Origin of the sequence: Streptomyces sp. NBC_01264, from assembly GCF_026340675.1 — a bacterium.
Taxonomy (GTDB): Bacteria; Actinomycetota; Actinomycetes; order Streptomycetales; family Streptomycetaceae; genus Streptomyces.
The window spans coordinates 1,375,710-1,395,282 of sequence record NZ_JAPEOX010000001.1; the positions used below are offsets into that span (position 1 = coordinate 1,375,710).

Consider the following 19,573-nt stretch of genomic DNA (forward strand, 5'->3'; position numbering starts at 1 on the left):
TGCCGTCGGGGTTCCCCTACACGCGGACCTCGCCGCTGTGCCCGTGCTGGACGCGCCGGCGGTCACCACCGTCATCGCCTGGCCCCCGCACAGCCGGTCCAGAGCCGTCGCCGACCTCGTCCGGACCGCGACACGCCTCCAGTAGTTGCGATCCAGCTCTGATCCAGTGGTTCCGGTCCAGTGGTTCCGGTCCAGTGGTTCCTGCGACGCACCATCGCTCAGCGGCGCACCCTCGGCATGCCGAGGCCGATCCAGGAGATGATCTCGCGCTGGATCTCGTTGTTGCCGCCGCCGAAGGTGAAGATGACCGCGCTGCGGTAGCCGCGCTCCAGTTCGCCGTGCAGGACCGCGCCCGCGGAGCCGTCCTTGAGGGAACCGGCCGCGCCGACCACCTCCATCAGCCAGGCGTACGCGTCCCTGCGCGCCTCGGAGCCGTAGACCTTGACGGCGGAGGCGTCCTGCGGGGTGAGGTTGCCGTCCTGGACGGCGTTGACCATCTGCCAGTTGAGCAGCTTCATCGCGTCGAGGCGGGCGTGGGTGCGGGCGAGGCGGCCGCGGACCCAGGAGAGGTCGATGACGCGGCGGCCGTCGGCGAGCTTGGTCTCGGCGGCCCAGCGCTGGACGTCGTGCAGGGCGCGGATGGCCATGGTGCCGTGGGCGGCCAGGGTGACGCGCTCGTGGTTGAGCTGGTTGGTGATCAGGCGCCAGCCCTTGTTCTCCTGGCCGACGCGGCGGCTCGCCGGGACGCGGATGTTCTCGTAGTAGCTGGCGGTGGTGTCGTGCGAGGCCAGGGTGTTGATCAGGGTGCAGGAGTACCCGGGGTCGGAGGTCGGCACCAGGAGCATGGTGATGCCCTTGTGGGCCGGGGCGTCCGGGTCGGTGCGGACGGCGAGCCAGACCCAGTCGGCGGTGTCGCCGTTGGTGGTCCAGATCTTCTGCCCGTCGACCACGTAGGTGCCGGTCTCCTCGTCGCCCTCGCGGACGGCCTTGCACTTGAGGGCGGCGAGGTCCGTGCCGGCGTCGGGCTCGCTGTAGCCGATGGCGAAGTCGATCTCCCCCGCGAGGATCTTGGGCAGGAAGTACGCCTTCTGCTCGTCGGTGCCGAACTGCATGATGGTCGGCCCGACGGTGTTGAGCGCCATCAGCGGCAGCGGTACGACGGCCTGCGCGGCCTCGTCGAAGAAGATGAACTGGTCCATGGGCGACATCCCGCGCCCGCCGTACTCCTCGGGCCAGCCGACCCCGAGCCAGCCGTCGGCGCCGAGCCGGCGGATGGTCTCCCGGTAGAAGCGCTTCTGCTCGGCCGGGTCCTCGTAGCGGGCGTAGACGTCGTCGGGGATCAGCTCGGCGAAGTAGGCGCGCAGCTCGGTGCGCAACTGCTGCTGCTCAGGCGTGTATTCGAGGTGCACGGCCCCTCCGGGTCTCTCGTGGCTCAAGGTCGCGCGGCCGTCCGCCGCCGCCGCGGGGGCAGACTAGAACCTGTTCCAAGAATCCGGAAGGGTCAGCGCCCGACCAGTGGCACGGACAGGGGCGCGAACAGTGGCACGATCAGCGGGCCACCACCCCGGTTCCTTCCCGCCCGGGCCGGATCAGGACCTTGATGTGCTCCTCCGGCCGCCGCAGGGAGGCGAAGGCGGCGTCCAGTCCGCCGAAGCCCGCTTCTCCCGTGACCAGGGACCCGGGGCCGATGCGGCCGTCGGCGAGGCGGTCGAGGGTGGCCCCGAACTCCTCGGGCGGGTAGGTCAGGCACATGCGGATCGTGACGTCCTTGTAGATGCCGACGACGGGGCGGATCACGTCCTCGGTCATCACCCCGCCGATCTGCAGGATCTCGGTGCCGCGCGGGACGGTGTGCAGGAGCTGGTCGAGCATCCCGGGCACGCCCACGCAGTTGACGACCACGGTGGGGCGCGGGCGGGCTCCCGCGAGCTCCGCGCAGAGCCGTACGGGGTCCTGCCCGGCCGGGTCCACCACCGCGTGCGCGCCGAGCCGGCGGGCGGCCGCCCGCCGCAGCGCCGACGGGTCGGAGGCCACCACGGGTCCGGCGCCGCGCTCCAGCAGCGCGGCGACGGCTCCGAGGCCGACCGGTCCGCAGCCGATGACCACGGCCGGGGTGTCCTTCCCCGCCGCGCTGCGCGCGATGTCGCCGAAGCCCACGGCCAGCGGCTCGGTGAGGGCGGCGAGGGCGAGGTCCAGGGAGGGCGGGACGGGCAGCAGCGCCTGCGCCTGTACGACGATCCGTTCGCCGAATCCGCCGGGGAAGGCATTGCTGTAGCCCACGGTCCGCACGACCCCGCCCGGGTCGACCGCCCAGGGCAGGCCGACGACCCCGGTTCCCGGTTCGGGTCCGGTCGCGCCGGGCCCGTAGGCCAGGACCCGGCCGGAGAACTCGTGGCCCATCACCAGCGGCCGGTCCGGGTCGAAGAGGAAGCTGGTGGTTCCGCTGTCCCGGGAGGCCCGGAGGAACTCCTCCGTGTGTGCGACCGCGCTCAGGTCGGAGCCGCAGATCCCGCAGGCTTCGGTCTCCACGAGCGCCTGCCCGGGGCCGGGCACCGGATCCGGGTGCTCCCGTACGAGGAACCGGCCGTCGGCGAGCACCGCGGCCCTCAACGGACCTCTCCCTTGCGGGCGATGGCGTCCATCGTGGCCCGGCGCATCGCCCCGGTGAACCGTTCGCTGTTGCGCCCTGCCCACTCCAGGCTGGCGCGGCGGCGGGCTTCGGTGTGGCCGGTGAGCCGGGGGACGACCCGCTCGGCGAAGAGCTCTAGGCTGCGCAGGGCGGCCGCCGGTTCGGCGAGGTCCAGCCGGAGGATGAGGAAGGTCCCGAACCCGCCCGTCCTGTCCGCGAGTTCCTCGATCCGCCGGACGGCGTCCTCGGGGGTTCCGATGACGGCGCGGCCGAAGGCCGGCAGCCCTTCGGTGGTCCACCGCTCGACGGCACCGGCCGGGGTGGCGCAGCCGTCCGGGCGGCTGCCGCCGAGCCGCTCGATGTAGTCCACGATGTCGGGGGTGCCGTACTCGGCTTCGCGCAGGGCCTGTTCGCGTGTCTCGGCCAGGTGGACCGGGGTGACCAGCCGCCACGTGGAGCGGTCGGCGGGCCGGCCGGTCTCCCCGCAGGCGCGCTCGTGGGCGGCCCAGTTGGCGTCGAGGGCCGCGTACCCGGCGGGGTCGGCGGCGGCGAGCGAGAGCATGCCGACCCCGTGGCGGCCCGCGAGCACCGCCCCGGTCGGGGACACGGCGGAGGCGACCGCGACCTCCAGCTCCCGGCCCCGGTAGGGGCCGAGCTGGAGCCGGGCCTCCTCCAGGGTGAACCAGTCGGTGGCGGCCGTGACCGTCTCCCCGCGCAGCAGCCGCACGATCGCGTCGAGCGCGTCGGCCGTCATCGCGCGGGAGCGGAGCGGGTCGACGCCCATCATGAACGCGTCGGAGGGCAGCTGGCCCGGTCCCACTCCGAGCATGGCGCGGCCGCGGGACTGCTGGTCGAGCTGGCAGATCCGGTCGGCGAGGATCAACGGCTGGTGGTACGGGAGGGAGTTGACCCCGGTTCCGAGCATGATGCGGCCGGTGCGCTCGGCGGCCGCGGCGAGGAACACCTCGGGCGAGGCGATGATCTCTTACCCGGCGGAGTGGTGTTCACCGGCCCACAGCTCCTCGTAGCCGAGCCGGTCGAGGTCGGTGGCGAGGTCGAGGTCCCGCCGCAGCTGGAGCGCGGGATCGCCGTCGGGCCGGTGGTAGGGGGCGAGGAACACCCCGAAGCGGTGCGGCAGATACGGCTGTGACGGATAGGACTGTGTCGGATACGGCTGCGGCATGTACGGCTGCGGCATGTGCGGTGGCCTTCCCTCGGCGGCGCCTGCTCTGCTCCGGCATCCGACGAAACACCGCTCCCGCCGCGGCCGTCCTCCCACTGAGTGGGAGGAATCCCGCGGGGAGCCGCTCCGTGCGCCCGTTCGGCCCCCGACACCCGTTCCGGTCAGTTCAGGGCGCTGATCATGGCGGCGGCCGTCGCCGTCATCGCCTCCCGCGCGGCGGTCAGGTACGGACGGGGATCCGCGGCGGTCAGATGGGTACGGATGGCCTCGGTCATCGCCACGTTGAGCGCGGTGCCGATGTTGACCTTGCGGATGCCGCCGGCGACGGCCGCGGCGAGTTCGGCGTCCGGCAGGCCGGAGGAGCCGTGCAGCACCAGCGGGACGTCGACCGACTTGGCGAGGCGGCCGAGCAGCGCGTGGTCCAGGGCGGCGGTCCGGCTGGTCATGGCGTGGCTGCTGCCGATGGCGACGGCCAGCGCGTCGACTCCGGAGTCGGCGACGAACCGCCGCGCCTCGTCCGGGTCGGTACGGGCGCCGGGTGCGTGCGGGTCCAGCGGCGCGGCCCCGTTCTTGCCGCCGACCTCGCCCAGTTCGGCCTCGATCCAGAGCCCGTTGACGTGCGCCCAGTCGGCGGCGGAGCGGGTGGCCTCCAGGTTCTCGGCGTAGGGGAGGTGCGCGGCGTCGTACATGACCGAGCTGAATCCGGCGTCCACGGCCTGCCGGAGCAGTTCGGAGCTCTTGACGTGGTCCAGGTGCAGCCCGACGGGGACCCCGGCGGCCTCGGCGACGGCGACGGCCGCCCGGCTGATCGGCAGCAGCGCCCCGCCTCGGAACTTGACCGCGTTCTCGCTGAGTTGGAGGATCACGGGCAGTCCGGCGGCTTCGGCGCCCGCGACGACCGCTTCGGCGTGCTCCAGCGTGATGATGTTGAAGGCGGGGACGGCGCGCCCCCGAGCCGCAGCCTCCAGGACGAGCCCGCCGGCGGGGACGAGGCTCATCGGACGGCCTCCTCGCCCGTGGTGAGGATGACGGACCGGGTCAGGTTGCGCGGAGCGTCCGGGTCCAGCCCCTGGTGGGCGGCGACGGCGACGGCCAGGCGGTGCACGCGGACCAGCTCGGCGAGCGGGTCGAGGTGCCCGGCCACCCACTGGGCTCCGGTCCCCCGGACCTGTTCGGCGAGCCCTTCGGGGGCGTCGCCGAGCGACCAGGTGGCGGTGCCGGGCGCGGAGACGCTGATGGGGCCGTGCCGGTACTCCATGGCGGGGTAGGACTCGGCCCAGGCCAGGGCGGCTTCGCGCATCTTCAGAGCGGCCTCGTTGGCGAGCCCGACGCTCCAGCCCCGCCCGAGGAAGGTGAACTGCCCCCGGGTCTCCAGCTCCGCCGGGAGCGGGTCGGCCAGTGCGGCGCGCGCGTCGGCGACGACGGAGGGACTGTGCAGGCCGACGTGGGCGCGCAGCAGGGTGAGGGCGGTGGTGGCGAAGCGGGTCTGGACGACGGACTGCTCGTCGGCGAAGTCCAGGACGACGAGCGCGTCGGCGAGGGTGATGACGGGGGTGGCGGGGTCTCCGATGACGGCGGTGGTGGGCACGCCGGCGTCCCGCAGCCCGGCGAGCAGGTCGAGGACCTCGGTGGTGGTCCCCGACCGGGTCAGCGCGACGACCCGGTCGTAGCGCCGGTGGCGGGGGAACTCCGATGCGGGGAAGGCGTCGGTCTCGCCCTGCCCGGCCTCCTCGCGCAACACGGCGGCGGCCTGGGCCATGTAGTACGAGGTCCCGCATCCGACGATCGCGGTACGCTCCCCCGGCCGCGGCAGCACCGCGCGGTGTTCCGGGGCCAGTTCGGCGGCCCGTTCCCAGCATGCGGGCTGCGTGCCCAACTCGTACGCGACATGGCTCATGGCGGCTCCCTAGCGCAGTGCGTGCACCTCTGAGTGCTTGTTCCTGCAAGATACTGGGCTCTTTCAGGCAACTTCAAGCATCTCAGGGATGATCTCCTGCGTTAATCTCGACGTGTAGGCCAAGAGGGAGCGCCGGAGCGAACGGCGAAGCGAATATCGAAGACAAGACCGGAAGGGCGGCCGATGACCCGCAAGGAACGCTGGCAGACACTGCTGGACCTGCTGGTGGAGCGGGGCGAGCTGGAAGTGGAACCCGCCGCCGAGACCCTCGGCGTGTCCGCCGCCACGATCCGGCGCGACCTCGACCAGCTCGCCGAGCAGCAGCTGCTGGTCCGCACGCGCGGCGGAGCGGTCCTGCACGGGGTCTCGTACGAACTCCCGCTGCGCTATCGCACCTCGCGCCGGGCCGCCGAGAAGAGCCGTATCAGCGAGACCGTCGCGGCGCTGATCGTCCCGGGCGAGGTCATCGGCCTGACCGGCGGCACCACGACCACCGAGGTGGCGCGCGCGCTGGCCGCCCGGCCCGACCTCGCCACAGGCTCGCCCGCGCTCACCGTGGTCACCAACGCGCTGAACATCGCGGGCGAGCTGGTCATCAGACCGCAGTTCAAGATCGTGCTCACGGGCGGTGTGGCCCGGCCCCAGTCCTACGAGCTCACCGGCCCCCTCGCCATGGAAGTGCTCGGGCAGCTCTCGGTGGACACCGCCGTCGTCGGCGTGGACGCCTTCGATCCGGCCGACGGGGCCGCCACCCGCCACGAGGACGAGGCGGCCATGAACCGGCTGCTCTGCGAGCGCGCCCGCCGCGTGGTGATCGCGGCCGACTCCAGCAAGCTGGGCGTCCGCGCCTTCGCCCGGATCGTCTCGACGGACGCGGTGGACGTCCTGGTGACGGACACCGGCCTGTCCCCGTCGGTGACCGAGGCGTTCGAGGCGGCGGGCGTGGAGGTCATCCGCGCCTGAGCGGCTCCGGGCCTGGGCGGCTCCGGGCCTGGGGGGGTTCCACGCCTGAGCGGCTCCGGGTGGTCCGCGAGGCCGGGGCCACCTGGGGCGGGGGGCCACGGCCGGCGATCCGGCATGATGGGGACATGGAAGAATTTGCTCCCGCTAACACTCTCGCCCTGCGCCCCGTCCTCCCGCGAGCGGACGCTCTCCGGCCGTCAGCGGGCATACGACCACTGGTCGATGGCCGTGACGTACTGGAGGAGATCCACCCGGGTGGCGACTCCAGCAGTTATCAGGAGCGATGGTTCGGCCCACCCGAAACCTGGCCGCTGTGGGCCGCCGACGCGCCACGCCGCGTCGAGCTGTCGAACAACGACTGCGACACCGGTTGCTGCGGAGGAGTGTTCGTCACCATCCGGCGCCGGGGGGACCGCGTCGAGTGGACGGGGTGGGAGAACACCAGCGACACACGGGTCCCGGTCCCGCCCGAGTTCCGGTTCGACGCCGCCCAGTACGACGCCGAGCTGGCCCGGGTCGTGGCGGACCACAGCTGGGAGGAGCCCGTGGACACCGCCGCCCGCCTGCTGGCCCAGCGGGTCTCCTCCTCCGACTGGTACGAGCGGTGGGACTGCAGGGCGTACCCCTACGGGATCAAGGTCTCGGAGCGGGAGGAGGAGCCCGAGGTGGGCATGGCCTGCATGACCTATCGGTCGGGCGAGCGCGAGGCGGACAGCTGGCAGACACTGCCCGTGTCCGCGCGGGAACCCGTCGAGGACCAGGTCCGGCACTTCTTCGAGCGGATCATGGCCACCGACCCCCGCGAGCGTGCCGAGGGCGTCTGATCCTAGACTCCCCCGATGGCACAGACTCCCCCGACGACACAGACCGCCCGGGATGCACACGCCCCTCTCCGGCTCACCGTCCTGGGGAGCGCGACGCCCTACCCCACCCGCGACAACCCCTGCTCCGGCTACCTGCTCGAAGGCGGCGGCGCCCGGGTCTGGGTCGACGCGGGCACCGGGACCCTCGGGCCGCTGCAACGGCACGTCGGGCTGGGCGAGTTGGACGCCATATGGATCTCGCACCTGCACGCCGACCACACGGCCGACCTGCTGACCGCGTACTACGGCCTGCTGTACGCCGACGTACGGCGGCCCGCGCCGCTCCCCCTCTACGGGCCGCCGGGCATCGCCGACCGGCTGGCGGGGTTCCTCACCAACGGGCCGGACCGCAGCCCGGTCGAGGCCGCCTTCGAGGTCCACGAGCTCCACGACGGCCACCGCACGCGGGTCGGAGCCCTCGGCCTCACCAGCCGGGCGGTGTCCCACGGCATGCCCGCCTTCGCGCTGCGCGCGGAGTCCGCAGGCCGGTCCCTCGTGTACTCCGGGGACACGGCTCCCTGTCCGGCCCTGACCCGGTTCGCCGAGGACTGCACGCTCCTGCTCTGCGAGGCCGACAGCTCGGCGCACCCGGCGGACGGCGACCCGGTGCACCACACCCCCGAGGACGCCGGCGACACCGCCCGCGCGGCGCGCGCCGGGCGGCTGGTCCTCACGCACGTCGGCCGGGACCTGGATCCGGCCGAAGCCGTGTCCCGCGCCTCGGCCCGCTACCCCGGGCCGGTGGAACACGCCGCGCCCGGCGCCGTCTTCACGCTCGGGCAGGCCGGGGACTAGGCCGTCTCCTTCTCCGCGGTCAGTGTTCCGGGAGCCGGTCCGCCTCACGGGTCAGGGCGGCCAGGACCGGGGCGATCAGAGGGTGCGCCTCGGCGCCGCGCCGGGTGGCGGCGAAGACGCGGCGGGTGGGCGCAGGCCCGGACACCGGGCGGACCTGGACCTCCTTGAGGTCCATGCCGCGCAGCGCCGAGCGCGGCACGAGGGCCACTCCGGCGCCGGCGCCCACCAGGGCCACCACGGCCCGGAAGTCGTCGGAGGAGTGCACCAGCCTGGGCTGGAACCCGGCCAGTTCGCAGGCGAGGAGCATCACGTCGTGGCAGGGGTTGCCGGGGTACTGGCCCACCCAGTCCGCGTGGGAGAGGTCTGCCAGGGACACCTCGGGCAGGTCCCCGAGCGGGTGTCCGGCCGGGAGGACCGCGTCGAAGGGCTCGGCGTAGAGCGGGAGCACGGAGAGCCGGCCGTCGTCGGCTCCCGGGGCGCCCCGGTACTCGACGGCCAGCGCCAGGTCCGCCTCCCCGTCGAGCAGGAGCAGCAGGCTCTGGTCGCCCTCCGCGTCGCGTACGCGCAGCCGGATCCCGGGATGGTCCGCGGCGAGCCGGGTGATGGCGGGGGCCAGTACTTCGGCGATGCCGGTGGCGAAGGCGGCCACGGTGACCTCGCCCGCCGAGCCGCCCGCGTAGGCGGCGAGTTCCGCCTCCGCCCGCTCCAGCTGTGCGAGCACCTCGTGCGTGTGCCCGAGCAGGATCTGCCCGGCCGCGGTGAGGCGTACGCCCCGGCCGCTGCGGGTCAGCAGGGCGTGCCCCGTCTCCTGCTCCAGCGCCGCGAGCTGCTGGGAGACGGCGGAGGGGGTGAGGTACAGCGCGGCGGCCGCGGCGGTCACCGTACGGTGGTCCGCGACGGCCCGCAGGATGCGCAGCCTCCGGGGGTCGATCACGCTGCCATTCTCGCAGCTCGCGAGGCCCTGCCGGGCCGGCCGATCGGGCGGGGCCCGAGTGAACCGAGCCGGGGTGCCTCACCCCCACCCGGGTACCCGGGCCGGCCCGTACCGGAGCCCGGAAGACTGGGGACTGTCCCCTACCCGCCCTTCCACCGTTCCCCGGGGCTCCGCCCCGGACCCCGCGCCTCAAACGCCGGCGGGGCTGAATTTTCCAGACCGCCGACGGGCGAATCCAGCCCCTCCGGCGTTTGAGGAGCGGGGGTCCGGGGCTGGCCCCCGGCTACGGCGCCGCACGCACACAGCGAACGGGGGTCAGCTCTCGGCGCCCGTCAGGGACGCCCGCGCGTCGATGAACGCCGCGATCGCGCGTTCCACGTCGGCCGTGGAGTGGGCGGCCGAGAGCTGGACGCGGATCCGCGCGGCGCCCATCGGCACCACCGGGTAGGAGAAGCCGATCACGTAGACCCCGCGCTCCAGCAGGAGTTCCGCCATCCTGGCCGCCTCCGCCGCGTCGCCGATCATCACGGGGGCGATCGCGTGGTCGCCGGGCAGGATCTCGAAGCCGGCCTCGGTCATCTTCGTACGGAAGAGCGCGGTGTTGGCGGCGAGCCGCTCGCGCAGGTCGTCCGCCGACTCCAGCAGGTCGAGGACCTTGAGGGAGGCCGCCGCGATGACCGGGGCGAGGGAGTTGGAGAACAAGTACGGGCGCGAGCGCTGGCGCAGCAGCTCGACGATCTCGGCGCGTGCCGCGACGTAGCCGCCGGAGGCTCCGCCCAGGGCCTTGCCGAGGGTGCCCGTGATGATGTCCACGCGGTCCATGACCCCGTGCAGTTCGGGGGTGCCGCGGCCGCCGGGGCCGACGAAGCCGACGGCGTGCGAGTCGTCGACCATGACCATGGCGTCGTAGCGCTCCGCGAGGTCGCAGATCTCCGCGAGCGGGGCGACGTAGCCGTCCATCGAGAACACGCCGTCGGTGACGATCAGTTTGCGGCGGGCGCCGCCCTCGACGGCCTCCTTCAGGCGCGTCTCCAGCTCGGCCATGTCGCGGTTGGCGTAGCGGAAGCGGCGGGCCTTGGAGAGGCGGATGCCGTCGATGATCGAGGCGTGGTTGAGGGCGTCGGAGATCACCGCGTCCTCGGGGCCGAGGATGGTCTCGAAGACTCCGCCGTTGGCGTCGAAGCAGGAGGAGTAGAGGATCGTGTCCTCCTGGCCGAGGAAGGCGGAGAGCCGCGCCTCCAGCTCCTTGTGCACCTCCTGCGTACCGCAGATGAAGCGTACGGAGGCCATTCCGTAGCCCCAGCGGTCCAGGGCCTCCTTCGCCGCGGTGACCACCTCGGGGTGGTCCGCGAGACCGAGGTAGTTGTTGGCACAGAAGTTGAGGACCTCGCCCGCGGCTCCGCCCGAGGTCACCGCGACGGCGGCGTTCTGCGGGGTGCCGATGACGCGCTCGGGCTTGTGCAGACCCGCGGCGCGGATCTCGTCGAGGGTGGTACGGAGGTCCGCGCGGACGGTCTCGAACATGTGCGGTGCTCTCTTTCTCCTGGTGCGGCGGAAGGAGGAGGGGGGCCGGGCCCCGCGGAGGGGGGAGGGTGGTGCGGGGCCCGGCCGGAGGGAAATGGTCTGTGGGGCCGGACGGCGCCCGGCCTGGGCCTAGGCCTGGGTCCAGTCCAGGATGATCTTGCCGCTGCGGGCGGTCGCCGCCTCGTCGAAGGCGGCCTCGAAGTCCCCGTAGGCGTACCGGCCGGTGATGACGGGGCTGAGGTCGAGCCCGCCCTCCAGCAGGACGGTCATCGCGTACCAGGTCTCGAACATCTCGCGGCCGTAGATGCCCTTGATCGTGATCATCGAGGTGACGACCTTGGCCCAGTCGACGGCGAACTCCTGCGCCGGCAGGCCCAGCATGGCGATCCGGCCGCCGTGCGTCATGTTGTCGATCATGTCGCGCATGGCCTCGCCGCGACCGGACATCTCCAGGCCGATGTCGAAGCCCTCGCGCAGGCCGAGCTGGGCCTGCGCGTCGGCGATGGTCGCCTTCGAGACGTCGAGCGCGAGGGTGGCGCCGACCTTGCGGGCGATCTCCAGACGCTCCGGGCTGACGTCGGTGATGACCACGTTGCGCGCTCCCGCGTGCCGGGCCACGGCCGCCGCCATGATGCCGATCGGTCCCGCACCGGTGATCAGTACGTCCTCGCCGACCAGCGGGAAGGAGAGCGCGGTGTGCACGGCGTTGCCGAACGGGTCGAAGATCGCCGCGACGTCGAGGTCGACCTTGGCGCGGTGGACCCACACGTTCTGCGCGGGCAGGACCACGTACTCGGCGAAGGCGCCGTCGCGGCCGACCCCGAGCCCGATCGTGCTGCGGCACAGGTGGCGGCGCCCGGCCAGGCAGTTGCGGCACTTCCCGCAGACCAGGTGGCCCTCGCCGCTGACCAGCGCACCGACCTCGATGTCCTCGTGGACGTCCGCGCCGAGCGCGGCCACCTCGCCGACGAACTCGTGGCCGAGCACGAGGGGGGTCTTGACGGCGCCCTGCGCCCAGCCGTCCCAGGAACGGATGTGCAGATCCGTCCCGCAGATGCCGGTGCGCAGCACCTTGATCAGCACGTCGCCGGGGCCGTACTCGGGCTCGGGAACGTCCATGAGCCACAGTCCGGGCTCGGCCTTGTGCTTGACGAGTGCCTTCATGGGGGTGGCTCCAGGCATGCGGAAGGGAGCGCCACTGGGCGTGCGGGCCGGGCAGCGTTCGGACAGCACCAATCTGCCGACCTGCGGGTGATCAGTCCATCGAGGATTTCTTAAGCGGGTCCACAGCCCAGCTTCACGCCTATGCTCCTCAGGTGACGGGCAGGGGCCGGGGAGTGGGCCGGGCCGGGAATGGGGAGGTGAGGGGCGTGCCGAGTCTGCGCAGCAGAGCGCTTTCGGTCGCGCTGATCGCGGCGGGACGGCGAAGACGGTTCGGGAGCGCCGAGGCGGTCCGTACCCAAGTGGCGGAATCGATGCGGCGCCCGGCGTCGCACCTTCCCCCGCGTTCGCTCGGCCGGGTGGCGGAGGTCTCGCGGACCTTCGTCGGGGCCTGGCCGGTGTACGAGGTCTCGCCGCTCGGCGCGGAACCGGCGGCCCGGGTGCTGTACATGCACGGCGGCGGGTACATCAACGAACTGGTCCGGGCGCACTGGTCGCTGATCCGCACCCTGGTCACGCAGGCGCAGGCCCGCGTGGTCGTACCGGCGTACATACTCGCCCCGCGCGGAACCGCCGACCGGACCGTCCCGGTCGCCGCCGACCTGCTCAGCGGGCTGATCGCGAGCGGGGGCGCCGGCGGCACGGTGCTCCTCGGTGATTCGGCGGGCGGCGGGCTGGCGCTGGCCGCGGCGCAGCGGCTGCGCGACCGGAACGGGGCGCAGCCTTCGCGGATCGTGCTGATCTCGCCCTGGCTGGACGTGTCCATGAGCCACCCCGACCAGGCGGCCATCGAGGCGGGCGACCCGATGCTGGCCCGCCCCGGCCTGCGGGAGGCCGGGCGGCTGTACGCGGGCAACCTGGCGGCCGACGATCCCCGGGTGAGCCCGCTGCACGGGTCGTTCGCGGGCCTGGCACCGCTGACGGTGTTCACGGGCACGCGGGACGTCCTGACGACCGACAGCCGCGAACTGCTGCACCGGGCGCGGGCGGCCGGCGCCGAGGTGGAGTTCATCGAGGAGCCGGGGCTGCCGCACGACTACCCCCTGATGCCGCTTCCGGAGGGCAGGGCGGCCCGCGACCGGATCGTGGAGCTGGTCCGCGCCACCGCCGCGGACTCCTGAGCCGCCGCCGCTCAGGGCCGCACGGCTCGGGGGCATGCAGGTGAGGGCCACGCAGGTCAGGGCCACGCAGGTCAGGGCCACGCAGGTCAGGGCCATGCGGGTCAGGGCCGCGCCGCTCAGGCCACGCAGTTCATCAGGGAGCCGACGGGGGCCGTGCGGTAGCGGGCCCAGTAGGTCTCGTCCCGGGTCGCGCACGCGGGCGGGGTCCGGGTCGGCTGCCAGGTCACGGTGGCGAAGCCGGCGTCGGCCGCGGCCTCCGCGAAGTCGGCGTGGGCCCACTCCCGGCATTCGAACGGGACCGGCGGGTCGGTCTCCAGCCGGGCCCGCAGCAGCGGGGCGTCCCCGCCGGGCGAGCGCTCGACGACGCTGATCCCGTACGGCTCCCAGTCCGCGTACGGGAAGGCCCCCGGGTTCGGCACGATGGCGAGCAGCCGTCCGCCGGGGCGCAGGTTGGCGCGTACGACACGGAACATGGCGTGCAGGGCCGTCCGGTCGTGGGCCTGGTTGAAGAGGTACACGGCGGTGGCCAGGTCGAACGGCCCCAGGGCCGGCATATCGGCCGCCGCGTCCGCGACGACGTACTCGACGGCGTGCGCGAGGTCCGCGCCGGCCTCCCGGGCCCGGCGGATGTGCTCGGGGCAACTGTCGACGCCCACCGTCCTGCGGGCCCCGGCGCTCGCCAGCAGCCGGGTGGTGGTGCCGTGTCCGCAGGCCATGTCGAGGGCGTCCAGGCCGCGGACGCCGCCGAGTGCGTCCAGTGCGGTGCTCAGGGTGAAGGCATCGGCGACCGAGAAGGCCAGCGGGGGCGTTGACGTGTCGTACGGCTGTCGCATGTCCGCAAGCCTGCCCGGCCGTGGCCGCGCCGGACGGCCCCCACCCCGGACCTCCCCCGGACGGGGGAGGCGTTCGGATCAGTCCGTACGGCGTACGGGGCGCACGGGTCCGGGTGTGCCGTCCCCGGTGTTGGCGATCATCCTGCGCAGCACCTTGAGCGTGACCACGTACTCCTCGTCGCTGATGCCCTCGTGGACCGAGGCCCGCAGCTCGGTCACCAGCCGGCGCAGCCGGACCCTGGCCGCCTCCCCTGCCTCGGTGAGCCGCAGGCGCTGCCCGCCGTCGGTCCGGAGCCGGCCGCGGTGGATCAGCTGGTCGACGACACGGGCGATCTCGTGCGGCCCGTCGGCGAGGGACGTCAGCTGGTCGACCACCGCTCCAGTAGCCGATGGGCTGGGGGGCCGGCATGTCGTCGGTGGCGGACGGGTCGGCGGGCGCCTCAGGGCGCGGCGGTCCCGGGACGCGGGGGACGTACCGGGGTCAGGGCGACCAGGGTCGACCGCGGGGCGGCGGTGGCGTCGTCGGGGCAGGTTGTGCAGCCTCGGGAGGCGAAGAAGCAGCCCGAGCAGTTCACGGTACCGATCTCCTCGCGGCGCAGTCGGCCCTTGCGGACCCAGTACGCGGCGAGGTCGGCCGCCTCGGCCAGGTCGATGCCCAGCCGGTCGGCGATCTGTGCGAGCCCCTCGCCGGGGGCCGCCTCCTCGAAGGCGCGCAGCAGGCGGCGCAGCATGCCCGGCCCGGCACCCCCGCCGGTCCCAGCGACCCTACTCACCACACCAGCCTCACTCACCACACCAGCCTCGCGATCTGGAAGACGCCGACGGCCAGCAGCCAGGCCGCCGCCAGTTGGATGCCGAAGCCGATGACGGTGAGCCGGGTACCGATCTCGGCCCGCTGCGCGGCCAGGGTGGCGAAGCAGGGGGTGTAGGCGAGGATGAAGACCAGGAAGGCGAGCGCGGCCGCCCGCTGGTGCCCGCCGGAGGATTCCTCGAAGGTGGCGTGCAGGCTCGAGGTGAGCTTGGGGCCGCCGTCCTCCTCGGCCGAGTAGGTCACGGCGAGGGTGGAGATCACCCCCTCCTTGGCGATCAGGCCGGTGCCGAGCGCCGCCGTGGCGTGCCAGTCGCCGAAGCCGGCCGGGGCCACGAGGGGCGCCGTGGCGCGGGTGACCGTACCGAACACGCTCTGTTCGACGTCGACCTTGCCGAAGCCTCCGTGGCCGGCCGACGCGGGGATCGCCATGAGGAGCCAGACGGCGGCCGCGGTCGCGACGATGATGCCGCCGGCGGTGCGCAGGAAGGCGGCGAGCTTCTGCCAGACCTGGGCGCCGGTGACCCGCACGGTGGGCAGCCGGTACGGGGGCAGTTCCAGGACGAGCGGTTCCACCTTCATGTCCCGGAACAGCAGGGGCCGCAGGATCAGCCCCATGCCGACGACCAGCAGTACGGAGGCCACGTAGAGGAAGAAGACGACGGTGCCGGAGTTCGAGCCGAAGAAGACGCCCGCGATCATCACGTAGACGGCGAGGCGGGCGGTGCAGCTCATGTACGGGATGAGCAGGCCGACGAGCAGCCGGTGCGAGCGGCGGTTGAGGATCCGGGTGCCGGCGAGGGCGGGGACGTTGCAGCCGAAGCCGACGACGAGCGGCAGGAAGGCGCGGCCGGGCAGCCTCAGCGTGCGCATCAGGCGGTCGGCGACGAAGGCGGCGCGGGCGAAGTAGCCGGAGTCCTCCAGCAGGGCCAGCAGCAGGAACATGATGATCATCAGCGGGACGAAGGTGAGCAGTTGGCCCACCCCGTTGATCAGGCCGTCGACCAGCAGCCCGGTCAGCCAGCCCGGCGCGTGGACGGCCTCCAGGAGCCGGTCCGCTCCGCCGCTGACGGGTCCGGAGACGAAGTCGCCGAGGCCGTCCTGGAGGGGTTTGGCCAGCACGGTGGTGGCCTCGAAGACGCCCCACATGACGGCGAGGAAGAACGGGATGCCGAAGCCCCGGGACAGCAGCAGCCGGTCCACCCGGTCGGTGAGGGTGGGCCGGGCGCCGGCCGGGCGGGGCGCCGCGCGGTCGATGACGGCGTGCGCCCAGGCGTAGCGGGCCTCGGCCACGAGGAGTTCGGCGTCGGTGTCGGCGTCCGTGTCGCCCTCGGCCGCGGCCTCCGCCGCGAGGCGGTCCGCCGCCGCCCGGGCCCGTCCGGCCAGTGCCGCCGGGACCGCGGGCGGCTGCTCCCCGCAGAGCAGGCTCACGGCCAGCCACCGCGCGGGGTGCGGGGTCAGCCCGGAGGCCGCCGCGGCCAGCTCCGCCAGTTCGGCCGCCACGGGCGAGCCGGCCGCCCAGGCGGAGGTCCGCCCGGGGCGCGGAGCTCCCGCGTCCAGGGCCTCGCACACCGCGTCGGCGAGCAGGTCCAGCCCGGCCCCGGAGCGTCCTTCCACCCGTACGACGGGCAGCGCGAGCTCGCGGGCCAGCGCCTCGGCGCCGGGGGGCGCGCCGCGCCGGGCGGCGACGTCGGTCATGGTCAGCGCGACCACGACCGGGATGTCGGTGTCGAGGATCTGCGAGAGCAGGTACAGGTTGCGGGCCGAGTTGGCCGCGTCGAGGGCGAAGACCACGGCGTCGGGCCGCTCCCCCGCCGGCGCGGTCAGCACGTCGCGCACCAGCGCCTCGTCCGGGGAGTCGGGCAGCAGGCTGTAGGAGCCGGGCAGGTCGGCGACGCGCAGCGGGCGGCCGCCCGCCGTGCGCCAGTCGCCCTGGGCTACCGAGACGGTCTTGCCCGGCCAGTTGCCTACGCGCTGGTGGGCGCCGGTGAGGGCGTTGAAGAGGGTGGACTTGCCGACGTTGGGATTGCCGACGAGGGCGACGAACGGCAGACCGGTCCGCCGCTCCGCCGTGGCGGTCGCACCCGCCCCGGCCCCGGTGGCATGACAGCTCATGCGGCGCACCTCAGCCGGCCGGCGGTACGGGTGTCCAGCGCGACCCGGGTCTCCCCGAGCCCGACGAGCAGGCCGCCGGTGGCGCCCCGGGCGATCACGGTGACGTCCGCGCCCGGCACGAAGCCGAACTCCAGGAGCCGGCGCCTGCTCCCTCCCGCCTGACCGGGATCGATCCCCGTGATGCGTACGGTCGTCCCTGGACGGCTGTCATTGAGCGACGGCAACGGACCTCCTCGTTCGAATCCACTTAGGTAAACCTAAGCAGCCCGAGGAGCACCGTGAGCCGGGCAAAGACCCCGATCGACAGGGACTTTCAGCCCCCCGGTCCCACCCGTCCCTCGGCCGATCGGCCGAGCCGGGGACGCGGGGTGTGATGCGGGGTGTGATCCGGGGTGTGATCCGGGGTGTGCGCAAGCGCCGCCCCGAGCGCATTCTGGAGGGGTGACGGCCAGACCGGACATCGGCGGCCCCGTCACCGACGCCACGGCCCAGGCGCTCGCACGGGCCGCTCTCGATGCCGTGGGGGCCGCAGGCGGGTACGCGGGCGGGGTCTACCTGCGCTCCGGCACGGAGGGGCTCATGCTGATGGCGGCGGTGACCGGGCTCCCGTCCGCGCTGTTCCGCCCCTGGTGGCGGATGCACGTGAACCGTCCCTACCCCGTCGCAGAGGCCCACCGGTCCGGCCAGTCCGTGCACCTGCCCGACGCGGAATCGGCGATGCGGCGCTTCCCCCAGCTGATGGCCGGGCTGCCGTTCCCCTTCGGCTCGCTCTACGAGCCCGTGGCCCGCGGCCGCGAGCGCTACGGGGTCCTCTTCGTGCTGCGTCCCGCGACTCCCGGAGTCCCGGTCGGGCCCGGCGACCGGAAGCGGCTGCGCGCGGTGGCCGTCCGGCTGGCCGGGGAACTGGCCGCGCTCGCCGCGGCCGGGGCCACGGTGACCTGGGAGGGCGACCCGGTGTGCTTCCCGGGCCCCGGCCCGGCGGGCGGCCGGGCGGGCCGCGCGGCCGGCGACGCACCGCACGGCCGCAACGGCCCCGCGGAAAGCCCCGCCGAAAGCCCCACGGAAAGCCGCGCCGACAGCGCCCGCGCCGCCGTGGACCGGCTGGACCTGGCCGTCCTGTCCGTGGACCGGCAGGGCGTGATCGGCTTCGCCAACTCCCGCGCCCGCTCCGCCGCCACGACCCTGCTCGGTTCCGACGGGGCGGAACTCTGCGGCCGGATACTGTGGGAGGCGCTGCCCTGGCTCGGACACCCCGCCTACGAGGACCACTTCCGGGCCGTGTTCCTCGCCCCCGCTCCGGTGCACTTCCAGGCCGCCCCGCGCCGAACCGAACCCTCCCCGCACTGGCTGTCGGTGGGGCTCCATCCCGCGCTCGACGGGGTCACCGTCACCATCACCCAGGCCGAACCACCCGCGTACGCCACCGAGTCACTGATGCGCCCGGGCTCCGGGCTCGGGTCCACCGGCGCGGGTTCGCCCGCCGACCGGGCTTCGGCCCTGTACCGGCCGGTGGCTCTGGCCATCGCGCTGACCGAGGCGGTGACGGCCCGCCAGGTGTCGATGGTGGTCACCGACGAGCTGCTCCCGGCCTTCGGCGGCCGGCAGTTGGCGATCTACCTGCTCGGCGAGGGCCATCTGCACCTGGCGTGGGAGACCGGATTCCCCCAGGGGTTCCTCGACCGGTTCGACGGGGTCGCGCTCGACGTCCGCCTGCCCGGGGTGGAAACCCTCACCTCGGGCCGTCCGCTGTTCTTCGAGTCGATGCAGCAGCTGGCCACCGCCTATCCGGGGATCGAGCTGGACTCCCATGTCGGCGCCCGGGCCTTCCTCCCGCTGATCGCCTCCGGCCGGCCGGTCGGCTCGTGCATCCTGGGCTTCGACGCCCCGCGCGGGTTCAGCCCGGAGGAGCGTACGGTCCTCACGGCACTGGCCGGGCTGATCGCGCAGGCGCTGGAGCGGGCCCGGCGCTACGACAGCGAAGCGGCCCTGGCCCGCGGACTCCAGGCGGCCCTGCTCCCGCACCGGCTGCCGGTCCACGAGAACGTGGTCACGGTGGGGCGGTACCTGCCGGGCACCGCCGGGATGGACGTCGGCGGCGACTGGTACGACGTCATCGAGGTGGGCGGCGGGCGGCTCGCGCTGGTCATCGGCGACGTCCAGGGCCACGGGGTGGCCGCCGCGGCCACGATGGGCCAACTGCGCAGCGCCGTACGGGCCTTCGCGCTCAGCGGCAACGAGCCCGAGCAGGTGATGCGCGGTACGAACGAGCTGCTCATCGACCTCGACCCGGGCCAGTTCGCGAGCTGTTGCTACGTCCTGCTCGACCCGGCGACCGGCCTCGCCCTCGCCGTCCGGGCCGGGCACCCCCAGCCGCTGCTGCGGCATCCGGGCGGCCGGACGGAGGTACTGGACCTGGCGGGCGGGATGGTGCTCGGCATCGACCCCGAGGCCGTGTACCCGGTGACCCGGCTGCGGATCGAGCCGGCGGCGGTGCTCGCCCTCTACACCGACGGGCTGGTCGAGACACCGGGCGCGGACATCGACGTAGGGGTGGAGCGGCTGCGCGCCGCGCTGGCGGACGCCGGTCCCGCTCCGCTGACCGAGACGGCGGACCGGCTGATCGCCGAGGCGGGCCACTCCGCCGACCGCCCGGACGACATCGCCCTGCTGCTGGCGGCCCGCACCTCCGCCCCGGAGGTCACCCTCCCGACAGCCGCCACGACGGGCGCGGGCGGCCCGTGAGCCGC

18 protein-coding genes and 2 pseudogenes are annotated in these 19,573 nt (G+C 73.8%); 6 read left to right on the forward strand and 14 right to left on the reverse strand.

The window, feature by feature from the left end; all coding sequences use genetic code 11:
- Positions 1–16: 16 nt before the first annotated feature.
- Positions 17–145, forward strand: a pseudogene (locus OG435_RS06200) (LysR family transcriptional regulator); the annotation flags it as partial.
- 73 nt (positions 146–218) lie between these two features.
- On the opposite strand, the gene OG435_RS06205 reads toward OG435_RS06200, so the two are convergent.
- The 6 genes from OG435_RS06205 to OG435_RS06230 form a co-directional block, all read right to left on the reverse strand.
- Entirely contained in the window at positions 219–1,409 is a 1,191-nt protein-coding gene (locus OG435_RS06205) for an acyl-CoA dehydrogenase family protein (RefSeq protein WP_266875795.1), read from the reverse strand.
- Positions 1,410–1,548: 139 nt separating this feature from the next.
- Positions 1,549–2,610: a zinc-binding dehydrogenase gene (locus tag OG435_RS06210; RefSeq protein WP_266875796.1), complete on the reverse strand. Its 1,062-nt coding sequence runs from the start codon at positions 2,608–2,610 to the stop codon at positions 1,549–1,551.
- Positions 2,607–3,593 carry an LLM class flavin-dependent oxidoreductase gene (locus OG435_RS06215; protein WP_266875797.1) on the reverse strand — a complete coding sequence of 329 codons (987 nt, stop codon included), beginning with the start codon at positions 3,591–3,593 and terminating at the stop codon, positions 2,607–2,609. The genes OG435_RS06210 and OG435_RS06215 overlap by 4 nt, the downstream gene beginning before the upstream one ends.
- 21 nt (positions 3,594–3,614) lie before the next feature.
- The gene (locus OG435_RS06220) at positions 3,615–3,827 is read right to left on the reverse strand and encodes a hypothetical protein (protein ID WP_266875798.1); all 213 of its coding nucleotides are present in this window, start codon (positions 3,825–3,827) and stop codon (positions 3,615–3,617) included.
- 146 nt (positions 3,828–3,973) lie between these two features.
- Entirely contained in the window at positions 3,974–4,810 is an 837-nt protein-coding gene (locus OG435_RS06225; RefSeq protein ID WP_266875799.1) for a class II fructose-bisphosphate aldolase, read from the reverse strand.
- Entirely contained in the window at positions 4,807–5,709 is a 903-nt protein-coding gene (locus OG435_RS06230) for an SIS domain-containing protein (RefSeq protein ID WP_266875800.1), read from the reverse strand. The genes OG435_RS06225 and OG435_RS06230 overlap by 4 nt, the downstream gene beginning before the upstream one ends.
- Positions 5,710–5,892: 183 nt before the next feature.
- Here OG435_RS06230 and OG435_RS06235 point away from each other — a divergent pair, with 183 nt between their 5' ends.
- From OG435_RS06235 to OG435_RS06245, 3 genes are all read left to right on the forward strand, one after another.
- Positions 5,893–6,672 (forward strand): DeoR/GlpR family DNA-binding transcription regulator, encoded by a 780-nt coding sequence (locus tag OG435_RS06235; protein WP_266875801.1) that lies wholly within the window; start codon positions 5,893–5,895, stop codon positions 6,670–6,672.
- 125 nt (positions 6,673–6,797) lie between these two features.
- Positions 6,798–7,496 (forward strand): hypothetical protein, encoded by a 699-nt coding sequence (locus OG435_RS06240; RefSeq protein ID WP_266875802.1) that lies wholly within the window; start codon positions 6,798–6,800, stop codon positions 7,494–7,496.
- Positions 7,497–7,511: 15 nt separating this feature from the next.
- A complete protein-coding gene (locus OG435_RS06245; RefSeq protein ID WP_266875803.1) occupies positions 7,512–8,330 on the forward strand; it encodes an MBL fold metallo-hydrolase in 819 nt (272 codons plus the stop codon).
- 19 nt (positions 8,331–8,349) lie between these two features.
- On the opposite strand, the gene OG435_RS06250 is transcribed toward OG435_RS06245, so the two are convergent.
- From OG435_RS06250 to tdh, 3 genes are all read right to left on the reverse strand, one after another.
- The gene (locus OG435_RS06250) at positions 8,350–9,264 is read right to left on the reverse strand and encodes a LysR family transcriptional regulator (protein ID WP_266875804.1); all 915 of its coding nucleotides are present in this window, start codon (positions 9,262–9,264) and stop codon (positions 8,350–8,352) included.
- A gap of 315 nt (positions 9,265–9,579) precedes the next feature.
- Positions 9,580–10,788, reverse strand: a complete 1,209-nt coding sequence (locus OG435_RS06255; protein WP_266875805.1) for a glycine C-acetyltransferase — start codon at positions 10,786–10,788, stop codon at positions 9,580–9,582.
- 129 nt (positions 10,789–10,917) lie between these two features.
- Positions 10,918–11,952 (reverse strand): L-threonine 3-dehydrogenase, encoded by a 1,035-nt coding sequence (gene tdh, locus OG435_RS06260; RefSeq protein ID WP_266875806.1) that lies wholly within the window; start codon positions 11,950–11,952, stop codon positions 10,918–10,920.
- 206 nt (positions 11,953–12,158) lie between these two features.
- Here tdh and OG435_RS06265 point away from each other — a divergent pair, with 206 nt between their 5' ends.
- Positions 12,159–13,070: an alpha/beta hydrolase fold domain-containing protein gene (locus OG435_RS06265; RefSeq protein WP_266875807.1), complete on the forward strand. Its 912-nt coding sequence runs from the start codon at positions 12,159–12,161 to the stop codon at positions 13,068–13,070.
- Positions 13,071–13,186: 116 nt separating this feature from the next.
- Here OG435_RS06265 and OG435_RS06270 read toward each other — a convergent pair whose 3' ends face one another.
- The 5 genes and pseudogenes from OG435_RS06270 to OG435_RS06290 form a co-directional block, all read right to left on the reverse strand.
- Positions 13,187–13,903, reverse strand: a complete 717-nt coding sequence (locus OG435_RS06270) for a class I SAM-dependent methyltransferase (protein ID WP_266875808.1) — start codon at positions 13,901–13,903, stop codon at positions 13,187–13,189.
- 78 nt (positions 13,904–13,981) lie between these two features.
- Positions 13,982–14,312: pseudogene (locus OG435_RS06275) on the reverse strand (hypothetical protein).
- Positions 14,313–14,343: 31 nt separating this feature from the next.
- The gene (locus OG435_RS06280) at positions 14,344–14,676 is read right to left on the reverse strand and encodes a helix-turn-helix domain-containing protein (protein ID WP_266875809.1); all 333 of its coding nucleotides are present in this window, start codon (positions 14,674–14,676) and stop codon (positions 14,344–14,346) included.
- Between the two features lie 14 nt (positions 14,677–14,690).
- Complete coding sequence (gene feoB, locus OG435_RS06285; RefSeq protein ID WP_266875810.1) at positions 14,691–16,826, reverse strand: ferrous iron transport protein B; 2,136 nt, start codon at positions 16,824–16,826, stop codon at positions 14,691–14,693.
- Positions 16,823–17,050, reverse strand: coding sequence for a FeoA family protein (locus tag OG435_RS06290; RefSeq protein ID WP_266875811.1), 228 nt, complete (start codon positions 17,048–17,050; stop codon positions 16,823–16,825). Before OG435_RS06290 ends, feoB begins: the two co-directional genes overlap by 4 nt.
- Before the next feature lie 217 nt (positions 17,051–17,267).
- On the opposite strand from OG435_RS06290, the gene OG435_RS06295 reads away from it, so the two are divergent.
- Positions 17,268–19,568 (forward strand): SpoIIE family protein phosphatase, encoded by a 2,301-nt coding sequence (locus tag OG435_RS06295; RefSeq protein ID WP_266875812.1) that lies wholly within the window; start codon positions 17,268–17,270, stop codon positions 19,566–19,568.
- Positions 19,569–19,573 lie beyond the last annotated feature (5 nt).